General features: G+C 69.6%; 18 protein-coding genes. 14 read left to right on the top strand and 4 right to left on the bottom strand.

Annotation, left to right across the window (positions count from 1 at the left end):
- Positions 1 to 20 precede the first annotated feature (20 nt).
- The 3 genes from ACZ5PP_RS18330 to ACZ5PP_RS18320 all read left to right on the top strand — a co-directional run bounded on the left by ACZ5PP_RS18330 (position 21) and on the right by ACZ5PP_RS18320 (position 2248).
- Positions 21 to 473: a SixA phosphatase family protein gene (locus ACZ5PP_RS18330; RefSeq protein ID WP_464827067.1), complete on the top strand. Its 453-nt coding sequence runs from the start codon at positions 21 to 23 to the stop codon at positions 471 to 473.
- A gap of 199 nt (positions 474 to 672) precedes the next feature.
- Positions 673 to 1239, top strand: coding sequence for a DUF2062 domain-containing protein (locus tag ACZ5PP_RS18325; protein ID WP_004324107.1), 567 nt, complete (start codon positions 673 to 675; stop codon positions 1237 to 1239).
- A 52-nt stretch (positions 1240 to 1291) separates the two neighbouring features.
- Positions 1292 to 2248, top strand: a complete 957-nt coding sequence (locus ACZ5PP_RS18320) for a hypothetical protein (protein ID WP_004324109.1) — start codon at positions 1292 to 1294, stop codon at positions 2246 to 2248.
- Between the two features lie 77 nt (positions 2249 to 2325).
- On the opposite strand, the gene mnmA is transcribed toward ACZ5PP_RS18320, so the two are convergent.
- From mnmA to ACZ5PP_RS18305, 3 genes are read right to left on the bottom strand one after another with little or no spacing between them, the layout of a single operon-like run.
- Positions 2326 to 3423 carry a tRNA 2-thiouridine(34) synthase MnmA gene (mnmA, locus tag ACZ5PP_RS18315; RefSeq protein WP_004324112.1) on the bottom strand — a complete coding sequence of 366 codons (1098 nt, stop codon included), beginning with the start codon at positions 3421 to 3423 and terminating at the stop codon, positions 2326 to 2328.
- A gap of 28 nt (positions 3424 to 3451) precedes the next feature.
- Positions 3452 to 4135, bottom strand: a complete 684-nt coding sequence (locus tag ACZ5PP_RS18310; RefSeq protein WP_464826430.1) for a hypothetical protein — start codon at positions 4133 to 4135, stop codon at positions 3452 to 3454.
- An 8-nt stretch (positions 4136 to 4143) separates the two neighbouring features.
- Entirely contained in the window at positions 4144 to 4596 is a 453-nt protein-coding gene (locus ACZ5PP_RS18305; protein WP_004324116.1) for an NUDIX hydrolase, read from the bottom strand.
- A gap of 239 nt (positions 4597 to 4835) precedes the next feature.
- Between ACZ5PP_RS18305 and ACZ5PP_RS18300 the strand changes: the two genes are divergently transcribed.
- The 5 genes from ACZ5PP_RS18300 (at position 4836) to ACZ5PP_RS18280 (ending at position 9111) form a co-directional block, all read left to right on the top strand.
- Positions 4836 to 5756: a branched-chain amino acid transaminase gene (locus ACZ5PP_RS18300; protein WP_012584918.1), complete on the top strand. Its 921-nt coding sequence runs from the start codon at positions 4836 to 4838 to the stop codon at positions 5754 to 5756.
- A 24-nt stretch (positions 5757 to 5780) separates the two neighbouring features.
- Positions 5781 to 5981 carry a zinc-finger domain-containing protein gene (locus tag ACZ5PP_RS18295; RefSeq protein ID WP_004324121.1) on the top strand — a complete coding sequence of 67 codons (201 nt, stop codon included), beginning with the start codon at positions 5781 to 5783 and terminating at the stop codon, positions 5979 to 5981.
- 99 nt (positions 5982 to 6080) lie between these two features.
- A complete protein-coding gene (locus ACZ5PP_RS18290; RefSeq protein WP_004324122.1) occupies positions 6081 to 6509 on the top strand; it encodes a YybH family protein in 429 nt (142 codons plus the stop codon).
- Positions 6510 to 6643: 134 nt separating this feature from the next.
- On the top strand, positions 6644 to 8041 hold the full coding sequence (locus ACZ5PP_RS18285; RefSeq protein ID WP_012584916.1) for a phosphomannomutase/phosphoglucomutase: 1398 nt from the start codon (positions 6644 to 6646) through the stop codon (positions 8039 to 8041).
- A gap of 191 nt (positions 8042 to 8232) precedes the next feature.
- Positions 8233 to 9111, top strand: a complete 879-nt coding sequence (locus tag ACZ5PP_RS18280; protein WP_043741847.1) for an HDOD domain-containing protein — start codon at positions 8233 to 8235, stop codon at positions 9109 to 9111.
- A gap of 40 nt (positions 9112 to 9151) precedes the next feature.
- Here ACZ5PP_RS18280 and ACZ5PP_RS18275 read toward each other — a convergent pair whose 3' ends face one another.
- Positions 9152 to 11386, bottom strand: coding sequence for a UvrD-helicase domain-containing protein (locus ACZ5PP_RS18275; RefSeq protein WP_287471408.1), 2235 nt, complete (start codon positions 11384 to 11386; stop codon positions 9152 to 9154).
- A 342-nt stretch (positions 11387 to 11728) separates the two neighbouring features.
- Here ACZ5PP_RS18275 and ACZ5PP_RS18270 point away from each other — a divergent pair, with 342 nt between their 5' ends.
- The 6 genes from ACZ5PP_RS18270 (at position 11729) to ACZ5PP_RS18245 (ending at position 18494) form a co-directional block, all read left to right on the top strand.
- Positions 11729 to 12058: a hypothetical protein gene (locus ACZ5PP_RS18270; protein ID WP_138860611.1), complete on the top strand. Its 330-nt coding sequence runs from the start codon at positions 11729 to 11731 to the stop codon at positions 12056 to 12058.
- A 265-nt stretch (positions 12059 to 12323) separates the two neighbouring features.
- On the top strand, positions 12324 to 14918 hold the full coding sequence (gene leuS, locus ACZ5PP_RS18265; protein WP_464826429.1) for a leucine--tRNA ligase: 2595 nt from the start codon (positions 12324 to 12326) through the stop codon (positions 14916 to 14918).
- Positions 14919 to 14929: 11 nt separating this feature from the next.
- Positions 14930 to 15457, top strand: coding sequence for an LPS-assembly lipoprotein LptE (locus ACZ5PP_RS18260; protein ID WP_464826428.1), 528 nt, complete (start codon positions 14930 to 14932; stop codon positions 15455 to 15457).
- A gap of 19 nt (positions 15458 to 15476) precedes the next feature.
- A complete protein-coding gene (gene holA / locus ACZ5PP_RS18255) occupies positions 15477 to 16487 on the top strand; it encodes a DNA polymerase III subunit delta (protein ID WP_004323460.1) in 1011 nt (336 codons plus the stop codon).
- Positions 16488 to 16596: 109 nt separating this feature from the next.
- Positions 16597 to 17874 carry a glutamate-5-semialdehyde dehydrogenase gene (locus ACZ5PP_RS18250; protein WP_004323462.1) on the top strand — a complete coding sequence of 426 codons (1278 nt, stop codon included), beginning with the start codon at positions 16597 to 16599 and terminating at the stop codon, positions 17872 to 17874.
- Between the two features lie 35 nt (positions 17875 to 17909).
- Entirely contained in the window at positions 17910 to 18494 is a 585-nt protein-coding gene (locus tag ACZ5PP_RS18245; protein WP_004323464.1) for a chalcone isomerase family protein, read from the top strand.
- Positions 18495 to 18504 lie beyond the last annotated feature (10 nt).

The raw sequence follows: 18504 nt of genomic DNA, 5'->3' as shown, positions 1-18504 counted from the left end.
TCGAACCCCGGATGAACGACATGGACCTGCTGCTCTGGCGTCACGCGGAAGCGGTGGACGGCAGCCCCGACCACACCCGCGAACTCACCCCCCGCGGTCTCAAGCAGGCGCGTCGCATGGCGCGTTGGCTGGAAGACAACCGGCCGAAGAACCTGAAGGTACTGGTCAGCCCCACGCTGCGCACCCGCCAGACCGCGACCGCCTTCACCGACGACTTCGAGATCGTCGGCGGCCTGGGCCCGGGCGGCAACGTCGCCGACATCCTCGCCGCCACCGGCTGGCCCGAGGGCAACGGCGCCGCCCTGGTGGTCGGCCACCAGCCCGCCCTTGGCCGTCTGTGCGCGCTGCTGCTGTCGGGCAGCGAGGCCGACTGGACGATCAAGAAGGGTGCGCTGTGGTGGTTTACCAACCGCGTGCGCGAGGACGAGACGCAGACGGTGCTGCGCGCGGTGATTCCCAGCGAGCTGGTGTAAGGCGCCAGGCGTGAGGAGCGCGGGGCGCCCCGCTGCTCACGCCTGGCGCTCCCATTGAATTCCTCGCCGCGAGCACGGTCCAACTCGTCGTGAAATATCCCGGACGGCAGGCTCGCGCACGGTCCTCGAAGCCCGTGGAGGGCTCGCTTGTGCTTTGCGATGCAATGCGTAAGATGCCGTCTTCCTTCCGGAACGGACCATGCTCGAACGCTTTCTGCCCACTCGCGAGGCCATCACGCAAAGTCGCATGCTGCGCTGGCTGGGGCCGCGCCTGCACGACCCGCTGCTGTGGCACGTCAACCGGCGCTCGGTGGCACGCGGCGTGGCGATGGGCGTGTTCTTCGGGCTGATGATCCCGATCGCGCAAATCCCGGCGGCAGCGATCGCCTCGCTGCTGCTGCGCGGCAACCTGCTGATCGCGGCAGCCTCCACGCTGGTCAGCAATCCGCTCACCTACGGTCCGCTCTACTACTTCGCCTACCAGCTCGGCGCGGGCGTGATCGGCCGCCGCACGCCAGCCGCGCTCACCGCGGACGACGTCGAGGCGCCGGTGCGCGCCATCGACTCGCTCGCCCAAGCCTGGGCCTGGATCGGCGGCATCGGCCAGCCGCTGCTGGTCGGCATGGTGATCATGGCGGTGACGGGCGCGCTCGTCGCCTACTGGGGCACGCAGCTGGTGTGGCGGCTCCGCGTCGCCGCCCGTCGTCGCCGCCAGCGCCGCGAGCGCAGCGCGCGCGCATCCGCGCAGGCTATTGGAAGCGCCTGAACGCGGGCGTATCCTTCGCATCCCCTCATCCGCCCAACGGACGGCCATGGCCATGGAAGAGTGCATCCCCGACGGTACGGTCGCGATCATCGACGGCGTCCGCCGCATCTACTACGACGGCTACTGGCTCAAGGCCTACGAGCCGCCGGCGGACACGCTCGACGCCAAGAAGCGGCTGATCCAGGCGCTCACCCGGCGCCTGTTCAACCATGTCGAGCACGGCATCAACATCCCCGGCAAACGCCTCGACGATGCGCGCCGCGCCTACGAGACCGAGGAGGACCCCGCGCGCAAGCGCGTCAAGGGCGCGATGTACGCGGGCGCGCTGTTCAACCGCGCCACCGACATCTTCACCAAGCTGGTGGAGTTGCAGGAGCTGGGCATCGAGATCGCCACCGACAACCCGCTCATGCGCGAATGCGGCGGCTGCCTGCAGGAGGCGCTCAAGCTCGGCCGCCTGGTGCTGCACCGCAGCGGCGACGAGGGCATCGACGAACTGTGGGGCGAGCCCTTCCGCGCCTTCTCGATCCCGGTCGAGGCCTTCTACGAGAGCCGCTACATCAAGATCGCCCAGGCGCTGCGCGAGGTCGACCGCATCGCTGCAGTGATGGCCGCCACCTTCGCCACGACGCCGCTCTTCCGCGGAATCGAGCCGCTGGTGTTCGACTTCGCGCGCATCGCCAAGATCAAGTGCGAGACCTTGCGCACCGACCCGGACATCTTCGACGTGTGGGCGGAGTTCGTCACCGCCTCGGAGCGCCTCGCCGCGCTCACGCCGGCGCTCGGCCCGGGCGCCGACGAGTGCACCCGCCAGCTCGCCGCCGACGGCCTGCACCTGATCCTGCAGGGGCGCAACCTGGTCACCGACATCATCCGCGCACGCGTGACCATGCCCAAGAGCGCGCGCGAGTTCATCGAGCGCTGCGAGACCTTCGCGGCACGCGCGCAGGCGGCCTCGCATCCCCCGCTCGCTGCCGCCAACGTGGGCTTGGGCGAGACGCGCGCGTAAACAAACAGCGCGCGCGGGGGCGTGCGCGGAGAAGCATCGCGACTTGCGTCGCTCCTACAGGAGAGGCCGCTCGCGCCTCACAGGATGATCCCGCCGCCCAGGCACACCTTCGACTCGTAGACCACGACGCTCTGCCCGGGGGTCACCGCCCACTGCGGCTGGGCGAAGGCGATCTCGGCGCGGCCGTCGGCGATGCGGTCGATCTCGCAGGGCTGGTCGGGGGTGCGGTAGCGTGGCTTGGCGGTGTACACCCAGTGGGAGTGCGGGTCGCGTCCGGCGATCCAGTTCAGCTCGCCGGCGACCAAGTGGTCCCTGAGCAGCGCGGGGTGGGCGTGGCCCTGGACCACGTAGAGCACGTTGGCCTTGACGTCCTTCTGCGCCACGTACCAGGCCTCGTGTTCGCCCGCCTCGTCCTGGTGGCCCTTGAGGCCGCCGATGTGGAGGCCCTTGCGCTGGCCGATGGTGTGGTACATCAGGCCCTGGTGCTCGCCGAGCACGCGGCCGTCGTCGAGCGCGCGGATCTCGCCCGGCCGGGTCGGCAGGTAGCGCATCAGGAACTCGCGGAAGGGGCGCTCGCCGATGAAGCAGATGCCGGTGGAGTCCTTCTTCTCGGCCACGTGCAGCCCGGCCTCGGCGGCGATCCGGCGCACCTCGCGCTTGTACAGCGCGCCGAGCGGGAACATCGTCTTGGCGAGCTGCTCCTGGTTGAGCCGGTAGAGGAAGTAGCTCTGATCCTTGGTGCCGTCCTCGGCCTTGAGCAGCTGGTACTCGCTGCGGCCGTCGTTGGCCCACTCGCGCACCTGGGCGTAGTGGCCGGTGGCGATGCGTTCGGCACCGAGCTGCATGGCGTGGTCGAGGAAGCAGCGGAACTTGATCTCGGAGTTGCACAGCACGTCCGGGTTGGGCGTGCGCCCGGCCTCGTACTCGTGCAGGAAGTCGGCGAACACGCGGTCCTTGTATTCGGCGCTGAAGTTGACCACCTCGAGGTCGATGCCGATCACGTCGCACACCGAGGCCACGTCGACGAGGTCCTGCCGCGTCGAGCAATATTCCGAATCGTCGTCGTCCTCCCAGTTCTTCATGAACAGCCCGGTGACCTGGTAGCCCTGGCGTTTCAGCAGCAGCGCGGTCACCGCCGAGTCCACCCCGCCGGACATGCCGACCACCACCTTCATCCCCGCCCCGTCCTGCCTTCCATGCCGACTACTGGACATTCGGTCCACCTCCATTGAGCCATTCCGCGAGCGGCAGCACGACCGCCGGCTCGCCATTGTCGACGAACCAGCTGTCGACCACGTAACGTTGTCCCGGACGGTCGTCGCCGTCCATCTCTCCGATCACCAGCCCGTCCTCGGTGCAGTTGCAGCCCGCCAACGCATGGCCGGGCGGCAGGCGCTCGAAGCGCTCCTCCACCGACAGCGCTTCGATCACCGCGCTGAAATGCTGCAGGATCAGCCGGGTGCGGCGCGCCGGTTCGACCACGCGATGGAAGCGCAGCGCGCCGCGCGCCTCGAGCAGCTGCAGCAGCCGGGTCGTGGAGGTCGAGTGATCGATGCAGTCCATGCGCCCGTCCGCGCCCTCGTCGAGCAGGTTGCCGGCGCGGTCGGCCGCGATCGCCGTCTGGGTCGCGGCCACCCGGTACAGCCCGCCCACCGCCTCGGCGAGGCGCTCGCGCTCCTCCCCGGCGCTGCGTGCCGCAGCGAGGCGTTCGCCGATCCGGCGCAGGGTGGACTCGCGCACGCGCACGCTGCCCTCGCTCGCGCAGCCGTAGTTGTAGCAGATGTTGACGCGCGCACCGCCGGCGGGGCCCTGCGCCCCCGCCATCGCCCACGTCGTCGCCTGCAGGGCGAGCAGCGCGGGCAGCAGCAGGCGGAGCGCAGGTGCCATCATCCCGTTCAGCGGTGATGCACCAGCGCCAGCGGATGGCGCTGCCCGGCGATCCAGTCCTCGATGCACTGCAGGATCAGCGGGCTGCGGTGGCGATCGGCGCATGCGCGCACCTCGTCGAGCGTCAGCCACACCGCGCGCACGATGCCCTCGTCCAGCCTGCGCCCGGACTCCTCGCCGCACAGACGCCCGCCGTAGGCGAAGCGCAGGTAGGTGATGTCGCCCTGGGGGCGGGTCCACTGATAGATGCCGACCAGGTATTCCGGCTCGAAGTGGTGGGCGGTCTCTTCCAGCACCTCGCGCACCGTGGCCTGCAGCAGAGACTCGCCCTCCTCGAGGTGGCCGGCAGGCTGATTGAAGCGCAGGCCTTCGGGCGTCTCCTCCTCGACGAGCAGGAAGCGGCCGTCGCGCTCGATGATGGCGGCGACGGTGACATTGGGTTTCCAGGGACGATCCTTCACTTCGATGCTCCAGGCGCATGAAGGCCCGCATTCTAGCGCGCACCACCGGGGATGGAGGAGCACCGCTTGCCCGTCGACCGCGCTGGCGCCCGGTCTGCGACGACGGTCGCGGCTTTGCGCGCGGCCCGCGTCCTCGGCACGGCTTTACGCTAGAATCCGAAGGCTTTGCGCCCCGTGGACGATCGAGGGTGCGCGACGAACCCATCCAGCGAACATTTTTCAAGGCGGAGATCTTCATCATGTCCATGGCTGACCGCGACGGCTTCATCTGGCAGGACGGCAAGCTCGTTCCGTGGCGCGAGGCGACCACCCACGTCCTCACCCACTCGCTCCACTACGGCCTCGCCGTGTTCGAGGGCGTCCGTGCCTACAACACCGTCAGCGGCACCGCGATCTTCCGCCTCGCCGAGCACACCCAGCGCCTGATCAATTCCGGCAAGATCTACATGATGGACATCCCCTATTCCAAGGATGAACTCATGGAGGCGCAGAAGGAGGTCGTGCGCGCGAACAAGCTCGAGTCCTGCTACCTGCGCCCGATCGCCTTCTACGGCTCGGAAAAGATGGGCATCTCCACGCTCGGCGCGCGCGTCCATGTCGCGATCGCGGCCTGGCCCTGGGGCGCCTACCTCGGCGAGGAAGGCCTGCAGAAGGGCATCCGTGTGAAGACCTCGTCCTACACCCGCCACCACGTCAACTCGACGATGCCGCGCGCCAAGCTGTCGGCGACCTACCCGAACTCGATCCTCGCCAACCTCGAGGTCACCCGCATGGGCTACGACGAGGCCCTGCTGCTCGACAACCAGGGCTTCGTCGCCGAGGGCGCAGGCGAGAACCTCTTCATCGTCAAGGACGGCCGCATCTACGAGCCCGAGATCGCCTCCGCGCTCACCGGCATCACCCGCGACTCCATCCACGTGATCGCGCGCGAGCTCGGCTACGAGGTCGGCACCAAGCGCCTGACCCGCGACGACATCTACCTCGCCGACGAGGCCTTCTTCACCGGCACCGCCGCCGAGGTCACCCCGATCCGCGAGCTCGACGACCGCCAGATCGGCGAAGGCAGGCGCGGCCCGGTCACCGAGAAGATCCAGACCCGCTTCTTCGACGTCGTCAACGGCCGTGCGCCCGAATACGCGCACTGGCTCGCCCACGTCTGATTTCCACGCTCCGAGGATTCCGTCATGGTTGAGAACACCGACAAGACCCAGGCCGTCGTCACCACCGCCAAGGACCTGCCGCTGCACTGCCCGCCGCCGGGCGCGCCGCTGTGGGCCCGCCACCCGCGCGTGTTCCTCGACATCCTGAAGACCGGCGAGGCGGTCTGCCCGTACTGCAGCGCACACTACGTGTTCAACGGCGAGCGCCCCAAGGGCCATCACTGAGAACCCGGGTGCCGGGCCGGAATGGCCCGCGACCCGACCGGACCACGGGGGCTGCGGCCCCCGTGGTCTTTACGATCCACCCACAATAACAACACAACCTTGAGCAGACCTGTCTTCACCACCGCCCTCGAAGCGGAAGCCGCCTTCTACCGCGCACTCTCCGAGGGCGACTTCGAGGCCTTGATGGCCGTCTGGTCGGAAGAGGAGGAGGTCGTCTGCGTCCAGCCGGGCGGCCCGCGCATCGTCGGCCTGGCCGCGGTGCGCGAGATCTGGCGGCAGATCCTCGCCGACGGCGCCCGCATCCGCATCGACATCAGCCATGCGGTGACCAGCTCCACCGCGATGATGGCGATGCACTGCGTGCTCGAGCGCCTCGCCACCGACGGTCCCACCCCGCGTACCGCGACCATCGCCGCGACCAACGTCTTCGTGCGCGGCGCCGACGGCTGGCGCATGGTGCTGCACCACGCCTCGCCGGTGCCCGAGATCTCGGGTCCCGAGGATTCGACACCGCGCGTGCTGCACTGAGCCCGCCCGCGCACGGCGACTCGTCCGCGGCGGCGTGACCCGGTCGCGCTTCGCGGCCTAGAATCGCGCCAACCGCCGCCCGGGCCGGCATCGCCGGGCGAGCTTCCCCGCCTTCGCCCTGCCTGGAACCGCCCATGCGCCACCCCCTGCCCGCAGCAGAGCTTTTCAAGGCCTACGACATCCGCGGCATCGTCGACACCGTGCTGACTCCCACGGCGGTGCGCGCGATCGGCCACGCGATCGGCTCCGAAGCCGCGGTGCGCGGCCAGCGCGCGATCGCGGTGGGCCGCGACGGCCGCCTGTCCGGCCCGGCGCTGGCCGGCGCGCTGACCGCGGGCATCCGCGCCGCCGGCATCGACGTGATCGACATCGGCTGCGTGCCCACCCCGCTCACCTACTTCGCCGCCTTCGAGCTCGGCTGCGCCTCCTGCGTGTCGGTCACCGGCAGCCACAACCCGCCCGCCTACAACGGCCTCAAGATCGTGCTCGACGGCCGCACCCTGCACGGCGAGGCGATCCAGGACCTGCGCCGGCGCATCGCCGAGGACGACCTCGTCGAGGGTGCCGGCGCGCTGCGCGGCGCCGACGTGCGCGCCGCCTACCTCGACCGCATCGTCGGCGACATCGAGCTCGCGCGCCCGCTGAAGATCGTGCTCGACTGCGGCAACGGCGTGGCCGGCGCCGTCGCGCCCGAACTCTTCCGCCGCCTGGGCTGCGAGCTCGTCGAGCTGTTCTGCGAGGTCGACGGCCGCTTTCCCAATCACCACCCCGACCCGTCGCGGCCGGAGAACCTGCAGGACGTCATCCGCGCGCTGCGCGAGACCGACGCCGAGCTGGGCCTGGCCTTCGACGGCGACGGCGACCGCCTCGGCGTGGTGTGCAAGGACGGCGAGATCGTCTTCCCGGATCGCCAGCTCATGCTCTTCGCCGCGGACGTACTCGCCCGCGTACCGGGCGGCGAGATCCTCTACGACGTCAAGTGCACCCGCAATCTGGCGCCGTGGATCCGCGCGCACGGCGGCCGGCCGACGATGTGGAAGACCGGCCACGCGCTGCTCAAGGCGAAGCTGCAGGAGACCGGCGCCGCACTCGCCGGCGAGATGAGCGGCCACATGTTCTTCAAGGAGCGCTGGTACGGCTTCGACGACGGCCTCTACGCGGGCGCCCGCCTGCTCGAGATCCTCTCCGCCCGCGCCGACGCCAACGCCGCGCTGAAGGCGCTGCCCGACGCGACGAGCACCCCGGAGCTGAACCTGAAGATGCAGGAGGGCGAGCCCTTCGAGCTGGTGCGCCGGCTGCGCGAGGCCGCGCTCGCCACGCCCTCGTGCTTCGCCGAAGCGCGCGAGGTGATCACGCTCGACGGCCTGCGGGTGGAGTTCGCCCACGGCTTCGGCCTCGCCCGCCCCTCGAACACCACGCCGATGGTGGTGCTGCGCTTCGAGGCCGACGACGCCGCGGCGCTCGCCTCGATCGAGGCGGCGTTCCGGCGCGCGCTCGACGCAGTCTGGCCCGGACTCGCGCTGCCGTTCTGAGGCCACGGACGAGCGCCCGCGCGCACGCCCGCCGGGCGCCGACCGGCCCGCCCATCCGGCATCGGCGCGCGCGGCACGCGGCGATCCGGGCAAGCGGACAGCAAACGCGAAAAAAAGCACGCTGCTCACATCAGTTGCAGCGCACAATCCGAAGATTCTTTTTACCCAATCCAAGGCGAGCGAGGCAGTCCATGACGGCACGGGAACAGCGCGAAGCACGCGCACGCGACAGCAGGCAGGCCCAGAAGGGCATCGACATCCCGTCCTGCCCCGGCGTCCTCGCCCAGCTCATGGACGAGTTCCGCCAGCCGCAGGTCAGCGGCAAGCGCATCGCCGCGCTGATCGGCCAGGACGTCGGGCTGGCCGCGGTGGTGGTGCGCTCGGCCAATTCGCCCTACTTCGGCAGCGGGCGGCGGATCGCCTCGATCGACGACGCAATCCGCATGCTCGGCTTCGGCATGCTCGCCAACCTCGTCCAGGAGGCGTTACTGCGCAGCAACATCGCCGACCCCGGCGCCGCGCTCGAACGCTTCTGGGACAGCTCGCGCTGCACCGCGCAGGCGAGCGCGATGCTCGCCCGCCGCACCGGCATCGCGCGCCCGGAGACCGCCTACACCTTCGGCCTCTTCCACGACTGCGGCATCCCGCTGCTGGTCAGGCGCTTCCCCGAATACAAGCGCATCCTGGCCACGGCCAACCAGGCCACCGGGCGCTGGTTCACCGATGTCGAGGACGAGGCGCTCGACACCAACCACGCCACCATCGGCTACCTGCTCGCGCGCTCCTGGGGCCTCACCGACGCGGTGTGCACCGGCATCCTGTGCCATCACGACTACTCGGTGTTCTCCCCCGACTCCGGCCTGGAGGTCGAGGCGCAAACCCTGATCGCGCTCAACCTGGTGGCCGAGTACGTCGCCGGCACCCACCTGCGCACCCGGCGCGATGCCGAGTGGGACAAGGGGCGCGAGGCGGTGGCGCGCTTCCTGGGCTACGCGCCGACCGAGCTCGACGACCTCGCCGACGACCTGCTCTACGCGCTCGACCGCCAAGGCGAGGACCTCCCGGCCTGAGCGCCGCGCGGATGCGCCGCCGCCGGCGGACGCGCGCCGCTCACACCGGCTCCAGCTTGGCCACTCCGAGCAGCAGCCACTTCACCCCCGCAGGGCCGAAGTTGATCTGCACCTTGGCATCGCTGCCGCTGCCTTCGGCGGCAACGATCACGCCCTGGCCGAATTTCGCATGCGCCACCGCCTGGCCGATGCGCAGGCCGCCGGGCAGCGTGGCGAAGGCCGGGCGCGGCGCGCGCTGCACCTGCGGCGTGCTCCTCACCGCGGACTTGGCCGAGGGCTTGAAGTAGCCCCCGCCCATCCCGCCCATCGCGCCGCCGGCGGCCGAGCGCGGCTGGGGCGGGGTGAGCCATTTGGTCAGCCCGGCGGGGATCTCCTCCAGGAAGCGCGAGCGCAGGTTGTAGCGCGTCTGCCCGTGCAGCATGCGGCTCTGCGCGAAACTCAGGTACAGGCGCTCGCGCGCCCGCGTCACCGCGACGTACATCAGGCGGCGCTCCTCCTCCAGCCCGTCCTGCTCGAGGATGCTGTTCTCGTGCGGGAACAGGCCCTCCTCCAGCCCGGACAGGAAGACCACGTCGAACTCCAGGCCCTTGGCCGCATGCACGGTCATCAGCTGCACCGCGTCCGCGCCCTGGTCGGCCTGGTGGTCGCCCGCCTCCAGCGAGGCGTGGGCGAGGAAATCCGCCAGCAGCGCGTGCGGCTGCGCCTCGCCGGCGCCCGCCTGGGCCTGCGCCTCGGCGAGGAAGTTGGCCGCGGCGTTGATCAGTTCGTCGAGGTTCTCGAGGCGCTCGCGGCCCTCCTTGTCGGCCTTGTAGTGCGCGCGCAGCCCGCTCAGGTCGAGCACATGATCGACCAGCTCGGGCAGCGGCAGGCCGGCGGTGTCGCGGCGCAGCTCCTCGACCAGGCGCACGAAGACCGCGAGCGCGCTGCCGGGCTTGCCGGACAGATGCGGCACGGTGGCGTAGAGACTGGTGTTGTACGTGCGCGCGGCGTCGGCCAGCACCTCGAGTGAGCGCGCGCCGATGCCGCGGGTGGGAAAGTTCACCACGCGGGCGAACGAGGTGTCGTCGTCGGGGTTGGCGATCAGGCGCAGGTAGGCGAGCGCGTGCTTGATCTCCTGGCGCTCGAAGAAGCGCAGCCCGCCATAAACGCGGTAGGGAATGCCGGCCGCGAAGAGCTGGTGCTCGAGCACGCGCGACTGCGCGTTGGAGCGGTAGAGCAGCGCGATCTCGCTGCGCAGCGCGCCGTCGCGCACCAGGGCCTGGATCTCCTCGACGATCCAGCGCGCCTCGTCGGCATCCGCATAGGCCTCGAAGACACGGATCGGCTCGCCCGCGCCCTGGTCGGTCCACAGGTTCTTGCCGAGGCGGTTGCTGTTGTGAAGGATGATCGCGTTGGCGGCGTCGAGGATGTTGGCGTGCGAGCGGTAGTTCTGCTCCAGGCGGATCACGTTGTTCACCCGGAACTCGCGCTCGAAATCGCGCATGTTGCCGACCTCGGCGCCGCGGAAGCGGTAGATGCTCTGGTCGTCGTCGCCGACGCAGAACATTGCCGCACCGCCTTCACGGCCCTCGTCGGCGAAGAGCTTCAACCAGCGGTACTGCAGGCGGTTGGTGTCCTGGAACTCGTCGACCAGGATGTGGCGGAAGCGGCGCTGGTAGTGGCGGCGCAGCGGCTCGTTGCGCTCGAGCAGTTCGTGGCTGCGCAGCAGCAACTCCGCAAAATCCACAACAGACTCGCGCTGGCACTGCGCCTCATACTCTTGGTAGAGCTGCACGCGCAGGCGGGTGTAGTCGTCCCAGGCCTCGACCACGTGCGGGCGGTTGCCGGCTTCCTTCTGGCCGTTGATGAAATGCTGGAGCTCGCGCGGAGGGAACTTCTCGTCGTCGACGTTCAAGGTCTTCAGCAGGCGCTTGATCGCGGCGAGCTGGTCAGCCGAGTCGAGGATCTGGAAGAGCTGCGGCAACCCGGCGTCGCGGTGGTGGGCGCGCAACAGGCGGTTGGCCAGGCCGTGGAAGGTGCCGATCCACATGCCGCGGGTGCTCACCGGCAGCATCGCGCCGAGGCGGGCGAGCATTTCCTTGGCAGCTTTGTTGGTAAATGTAACCGCGAGGATGCCGGCCGGGTCGACCTGGCCGGACTGGATCAGCCAGGCGATGCGGGTGGTGAGCACGCGCGTCTTGCCCGAGCCGGCTCCGGCCAGGATCAGGGCGTGTTGCGCGGGCAGGCTCACCGCCTGCAGTTGTTCGGGGTTCAGGTTGCTCAGCAGGGTGGACATCGCGTTTCCTCTTCGAGCCGGCATTGTATCGACCCCGGGGGACGAGGCCGATACGGCAGGCCGGGGACAGCGCGGAGAGAAAAGGACACAACATGATGTTGCGTCGCAGCAACAACGTGTTTGCAGGATCCCGAGCTTGCGCTAAATTGAAGTTGTGCACTGCACCAAACGAATCGGAATCCCGGAACTTTCTCACGGAAAGACTGGTCGGAATTGTGCAGAATCAAGGAACTAACCCGGGCGCCCGGCTACTATTGCGCCACAACATTTTTTGATAAGGCCTCCGCCCAGAAGGCGGTTGCCGAAACGAGGGCCACACCCGGCCCCGACGGAGAACGCATCATGAAAACGCCCAAACTGCTGCCCTGGTATGCCCGCAAAGCGGGCGTCTCGATCGAGCGCGCCGAAACCCTGTGGCGCAAGGCCGTGCGCGAAGCCACCGCCGAAACCGGCTGGGTCGGCAATGCCGAGTACTGGGGTGCGGCCATGGATCACTTCTTGCGTCTGCTCGAAGAAGAGCGCAGCACGCTGTGCGCGCCGCGCGTGCAGTCCTACGTCCGCACCCAGAACCGCATGTGGCGCCTGCCGCTGATCGCCATGGAAGACCTGTTCTCGGCCTTCCACGCAAGCTGGCAGCGCCAGCACGGCGCCGACCACCGCCGCGCCGCGTAAGCGGCACCCCGTCCCGAACCCCTCGCGCCGCGCCAGCGGCGCGACAACGCTTGCTTGTCTCCCTCCCTCCTTCAATGGAGATTCGGCGCTCCGCCCACGCGGAGCGCCATTTTTTTGCCCGCAGCAAGCCTGTTTGCGCGCCGCGCGGGCTTCGCGGCGAGCCCTGCCTTGGCCCGGCCTGCCGCGGCAGGCATCGGGAGCGCCCGGTGTCGCGCTTCACGGTATACTGGCGTGTTTTCAACGTCATCCAGCCCGCGCGCCCGCCATGCAGGAAAAATACCAGCCCGCCGCCCTCGAGACGGCCGCCCAGCAGCACTGGGACTCCACCGACGCCTTCCGCGTGACCGAGGATGCCAGCCGTCCGAAGTACTACTGCCTGTCGATGTTCCCCTACCCCTCGGGCAAGCTGCACATGGGGCACGTGCGCAACTACACCATCGGCGACGTGCTCGCGCGCTTCCACCGCATGAAGGGCTACAACGTGCTGCAGCCCATGGGCTGGGACGCCTTCGGCATGCCGGCCGAGAACGCCGCGATCCAGAACAACGTGCCGCCGGCGAAGTGGACCTACGCCAACATCGACTACATGAAGGCGCAGTTGAAGCGCCTCGGCTTCGCCATCGACTGGTCGCGCGAGCTCGCCACCTGCACCCCCGAGTACTACCGCTGGGAGCAGTGGCTGTTCACCCGCCTGTACGAGAAGGGCCTGATCTACAAGCGCCTCGGCACGGTCAACTGGGACCCTGTGGACGAGACCGTGCTCGCCAACGAGCAGGTCATCGACGGCCGCGGCTGGCGCTCGGGCGCGCTCGTCGAGAAGCGCGAGATCCCCATGTACTACATGAAGATCACCGCCTACGCGGACGAACTGCTGTCCGCGCTCGACGACCTGCCGGACTGGCCCGAGCAGGTCAAACTGATGCAGAAGAACTGGATCGGCCGCTCGGAAGGCGTGGAGATCAGCTTCCCGTTCGACGTTTCCAGCATCGGTCACGAGGGCGCGCTGAAGGTATTCACCACCCGTGCCGACACCCTGATGGGCGCGACCTATGTCGCGGTGGCCGCCGAGCATCCGCTCGCCACCCAGGCCGCGGCCAGCAACCCGGCGCTCGCCGAGTTCATCGAGGAATGCAAGCGCGGCGGCGTCGCCGAGGCCGACATCGCCACGATGGAAAAGAAGGGCATGCCCACCGGCCTCAAGGTGCGCCATCCGCTTTCCGACGAGCCGCTCGAGGTGTGGGTCGCCAACTACGTGCTGATGGGCTATGGCGAAGGCGCGGTGATGGCGGTGCCGGCGCACGATGAGCGCGACTTCGCCTTTGCCACCAAGTACGAGCTGCCGATCCGCATGGTGGTCGGCGCGGACGCCTACGCCGAGTACGGCCGCCTGGTGAATTCCGGCAAGTACGATGGCCTGGATTTCCAGGGCGCGGTCGATGCGATCTCCGCCGACCTCGAAGCCCGTGGCCTGGGCGCCAAACGCGTGCAGTTCCGCCTGCGCGACTGGGGCATCTCGCGCCAGCGCTACTGGGGCTGCCCGATCCCGATGATCCACTGCGCCGACTGCGGCGACGTGCCGGTCCCGGACGAACAGCTCCCGGTCGTGCTGCCCGAGAACGTCGAGATCACCGGCCGCGGCTCGCCGCTGGCCAAGATGGCCTCGTTCTACGAATGCAGCTGCCCGAAGTGCGGCAAGCCGGCCAAGCGCGAGACCGACACCATGGACACCTTCGTGGAGTCGTCGTGGTACTTCCTGCGCTACGCCTGCGCCGACAGCACGACTGCGATGGTGGACGCGCGCGTGAACTACTGGGCGCCGGTCGACCAGTACATCGGCGGCATCGAGCACGCCATCCTGCACCTGCTGTACTCGCGCTTCTTCACCCGCGCGATGCGCGACTGCGGCCTGGTCAATGTTTCCGAGCCCTTCAGCGCGCTGCTCACCCAGGGCATGGTGGTGGCCGAGACCTATTACCGCGAGCTCGACGGCGGCAAGAAGCAGTGGATCAACCCGGCCGACGTGGTCGTCGAGCGTGACGAGCGCGGCCGCATCGTCGCCGCGAAACTCGAATCCGACGGCCTGCCGGTGGTCATCGGCGGCACCGAGAAGATGTCGAAGTCGAAGAACAACGGCGTCGACCCGCAGTCGCTGGTGGACCAGTACGGCGCCGACACCGCGCGTCTCTTCATGATGTTCGCCGCGCCGCCCGACCAGCAGCTCGAGTGGTCCGACTCCGGCGTCGAGGGCGCTTCGCGCTTCCTGCGCCGGGTGTGGAACTACGGCCACACCTTCGCCACCGCCACGCGCGCCGCGCTGCCGGCCGCGCGCGCGCTCGCCGCCGGCACGCTGCCCGCCGCCGCGGCCGACGTGCGCCGCGAGGTGCACACCCACCTCAAGCAGGCGAGCTACGACTTCGGCAAGCACCAGTTCAACACGGTGGTGTCGGCGGCGATGAAGATCCTCAACGCGCTCGAGAAGGCGCACAAGGATCTGGCCGGCACCGAGCCGGCGGCGCACGCCGAGGTCGCCGAAGAAGGCTTCTCCATCCTGCTGCGCCTCCTGTCGCCGATCACCCCGCACATCTGCCACGCGCTGTGGCAGGACTGCGGCTTCGGCACCGACATCCTGGCGGCGCAGTGGCCCGAGGTCAGCGAGGACGCACTGAAGCGGGACGAGATCGAGCTGATGCTGCAGGTCAACGGCAAGCTGCGCGGCAGCCTCGAGGTCGCGGCCGACGCGGCTAAGGCCGACATCGAGGCGCTCGCCCTCGCTTCGGAAGCGGCGCAGAAGTTCATGGAGGGCAGGCCGGCGAAGAAGGTGGTCGTCGTGCCCGGCCGTCTGGTCAACATCGTCGTTTGAGGAAGCGCGGCATGCCTGCTCCTGGTCCCGTCATGGCCACCGCGCGGCGGCGCCTGCTCGGTGGCGCCCTCGGTGCCGCGGCGCTGCTGCTGTCGGGCTGTGGCTTTCGCCTGCGCGGCCCGCAGGCGCTCGACTTTGCGACCGTGCACATCAGCGTGCCGGAGCAGAGCGAATTCGGCGCCCAGCTGCGTCGCCTCGTAGCCACCACCGGCACCACCCGGGTCGAGGAGGACGCAGCCAAGGCCGAAGCCCTCCTGCAGATCCTCTCCAACGACCGCGGCCGCGAGATCCTCAGCCTCACCGGTGCGGGCAAGGTGCGCGAGTACCAGCTCGTCCAGTCCTTGCGCTTCCAGCTCCTCGACCGCGCGGGCAAGGCGCTGATCCCGCCCACCAGCCTGACGGCGCGGCGCGAGTACACCTTCGACGACAGTCAGGTGCTCGGCAAGGAACAGGAAGAGGCCTTGCTCTACCGCGACATGCAGAACGACCTGGTGCAGCAGCTCATGCGCCGCCTCGCCGCCGCCCGCCGCAGCGGCTGAACCCGTTCCGCCGCCCCGCGTGAACCTGCGCCCCGACCAGCTCGCCGCCCAGCTCGAGCGCCCGCTCGCGCCGCTCTGGCTGCTGCACGGCAACGAGCCGCTGCTGGTGCTCGAGGCTGCCGACGCAATCCGCGCCGCAGCCCGTCGCCAGGGCTACGAGGAGCGCGAGACCCTGGTCGTCGGCCACGGCTTCAAGTGGGACGCGCTCGCCCTCGCCGCGGGCAACCTGTCGCTCTTCGGCGGCGCCAAGCTGATCGACCTGCGCATCCCGACGGGCAAGCCCGGCCGCGACGGCGGCGATGCGCTGCAGCGCTACATCGCCCACCTGCCTTCCCAGACCCTGACCCTGGTCACCCTGCCCGAAGTCGATTGGGCGACGCGCAAGACCGCCTGGTTCAAGGGCCTGGCCGACGCCGCGACGACGCTGGAACTCCACGCCCCCGAACGCGAACGTCTGCCCGAGTGGGTCGCGCGCCGGCTCGCCGCGCAGAAGCAGTCCGCCCCGCCCGAGGCGCTCGCCTTCATTGCCGATCACGTCGAAGGCAACCTGCTCGCCGCCCACCAGGAGATCCTCAAGCTCGGCCTGCTGCACGGCGAGGGCGCGCTCACGCTCGAGCAGGTGCAGGACGCGGTGCTCGACGTCGCCCGCTACGACATCGACAAGCTGCGCCTGGCGGTCGTCGAGGGCGACCCGGCGCGCTGCGCCCGCCTGCTCGAAGGCCTCGAGGGTGAGGGCGCCGCCCCCCCGCTGGTGCTGTGGGCGCTCGCGCACGAGACACGCAGCCTCGCCACCCTGAGCGCGGGCCGCGACGCCGGCCAGCCCCTGGCCGCCCTGTTCAAGGCCGAGCGCATCTTCGATCCGCGCCGCCAGCAGGCCATGACCCGTGCCCTCGGTCGCCTCGGCCAGGGCCATCTGCGCGCCGCGCTGATGCACGCGGCGCGCATCGACCGCATGATCAAGGGCCTCGCCAGCGGCGACCTGTGGGACGAGTTCCTCCAGCTCGCGCTGCGCCTGGCGCGCCGCGGCTGAACCGCGGCCGACCCGCGCCAGGCTTCATCCGCATCCGGTTCGATGATTTAATGCGGATTTGCCCCGCGGCGTCCGTGGATGCCGCGACCGACGCCGAAGAAGAGCCCCCATGGACATCCAGCACTACATGCAGACCCTGGGCCGCCAGGCCCGCGCCGCCTCGCGCGTGCTCGCCGCCGCCTCCACCGCGGCCAAGAACGCCGCCCTGATCGCGATGGCCGCCGAGATCCGCGCCCGCCGCGCCGAACTGCTCGCCGCCAATGCCCAAGACCTCGACGAGGCGCGTGCCGCCGGCCTGGAGCCGGCGCTGATCGACCGCCTGACGCTGGACGAGAAAGGCATCGAGTCCATGGCCGCCGGCCTCGAGCAGGTCGCCGCGCTGCCCGACCCGGTGGGCGAGATGAGCGACATCAAGCGCCGCCCCTCCGGCATCGCGCTCGGCAAGATGCGCGTGCCGCTGGGCGTGATCGGCATCATCTACGAGGCCCGCCCCAACGTCACCGCCGACGCCGCGGCGCTGTGCCTCAAATCCGGCAATGCCGCGATCCTGCGCGGCGGCAAGGAGGCGATCCACGCCAACCGCGCGATCGCCGCCTGCGTGCGCGCCGGCCTGCTGGCGGCCGGTCTGCCCGAACACGCGGTGCAGGTGGTCGAGATCACCGACCGCGAGGCCGTCGGTGCGCTGATCACCATGCCCGAGTTCGTCGACGTGATCGTGCCGCGCGGGGGCAAGGGCCTGATCGAGCGCATCTCCAGGGACGCGCGCGTGCCGGTGATCAAGCACCTCGACGGCAACTGCCATGTTTATATCGACGATGAGGCCGACCCTGCCAAGGTCGTACCCATCGTCGAGAACTCCAAGACCCAGCGCTATGGCACCTGCAACACCGCCGAATCGCTGCTGGTGGCGCGCGACGTCGCCGACATCTACCTGCCCGAGATCGCCCGCACGCTCGCCGCCAAGGGCGTGGAGATGCGCTGCTGCGCCGAGTCGCTCGCCCTCCTGCGCGAGGCCGGCATCGCCGGGGCGAAGCTGGTGGAGGCGACCGCGGCCGACTGGCGCGAGGAATACCTCGCCCCGATCATCGCGGTGAAGATCGTCGCCGGCCTCGACGAGGCGATCGAGCACATCAACACCTGCAGTTCGGGCCACACCGAAGCGATCGTCACCGAGAACTATTCCCACGCCATGCGCTTCCTGCGCGAGGTAGATTCATCCTCGGTGATGGTGAATGCCTCCACCCGCTTCGCCGACGGCTTCGAGTACGGCCTCGGCGCGGAGATCGGCATCTCCACCGACAAGATCCACGCCCGCGGCCCGGTCGGCCTGGAGGGCCTTACCAGCCAGAAATGGATCGTGTTCGGCAACGGCGAAGTCCGCCGCTGACACTGCCAAATGGAACCACCCCGACAAGGAACCCCATGAGCATCCGCATCCTCCGCAGCCTGATCGTCGCCGCCCTGCTCTCGGCCAGCCTCGCCCAGGCCGCCGTCAAGGTCGGCAACGTCGAGTTCGCCCCGCAGCAGACCGTGCAGCAGCGCACGCTCGAGCTCAACGGCGCCGGCCTGCGCACCCGGCTCGGCTTCAAGGTCTATGCGATGGGCCTGTACCTGCGCGCCCCGCTCGCCGAGGCCGGCGCGATCCTGGCCGACAAAGGCGAGAAGCGCATCCGCATCGTGCCGATCCGCGACCTCGAGGCGAAGCAGTTCGGCGATGCCCTGCAGACCGGGCTCGAGAAGAACCACGACGACGCCGCGCTGGCCGCGCTCAAGCCCGCCACCGACGCGCTGCTGGGCGCGCTCGCCGCGGTCGGCGAGGTCAAGGCCGGCACCGAGATCGTGCTCGATCGCCTCGGCAACGGCGCCACCCGGCTGCTGGTCGATACGAAGCAGCAGGGCGAGGACATCGCCGACGCCGCCTTCTATCCCGCGCTGCTGCGCATCTGGCTGGGCGAGCGCCCGGCCGACAGCGAGCTGCGCGAGGCGCTGCTCAAGAATCCGCAGTGAGGCAGGAACT

This window comes from Thauera sp. DNT-1, from assembly GCF_055393985.1.
This window is presented reverse-complemented; position numbering and strand designations above follow the sequence as displayed.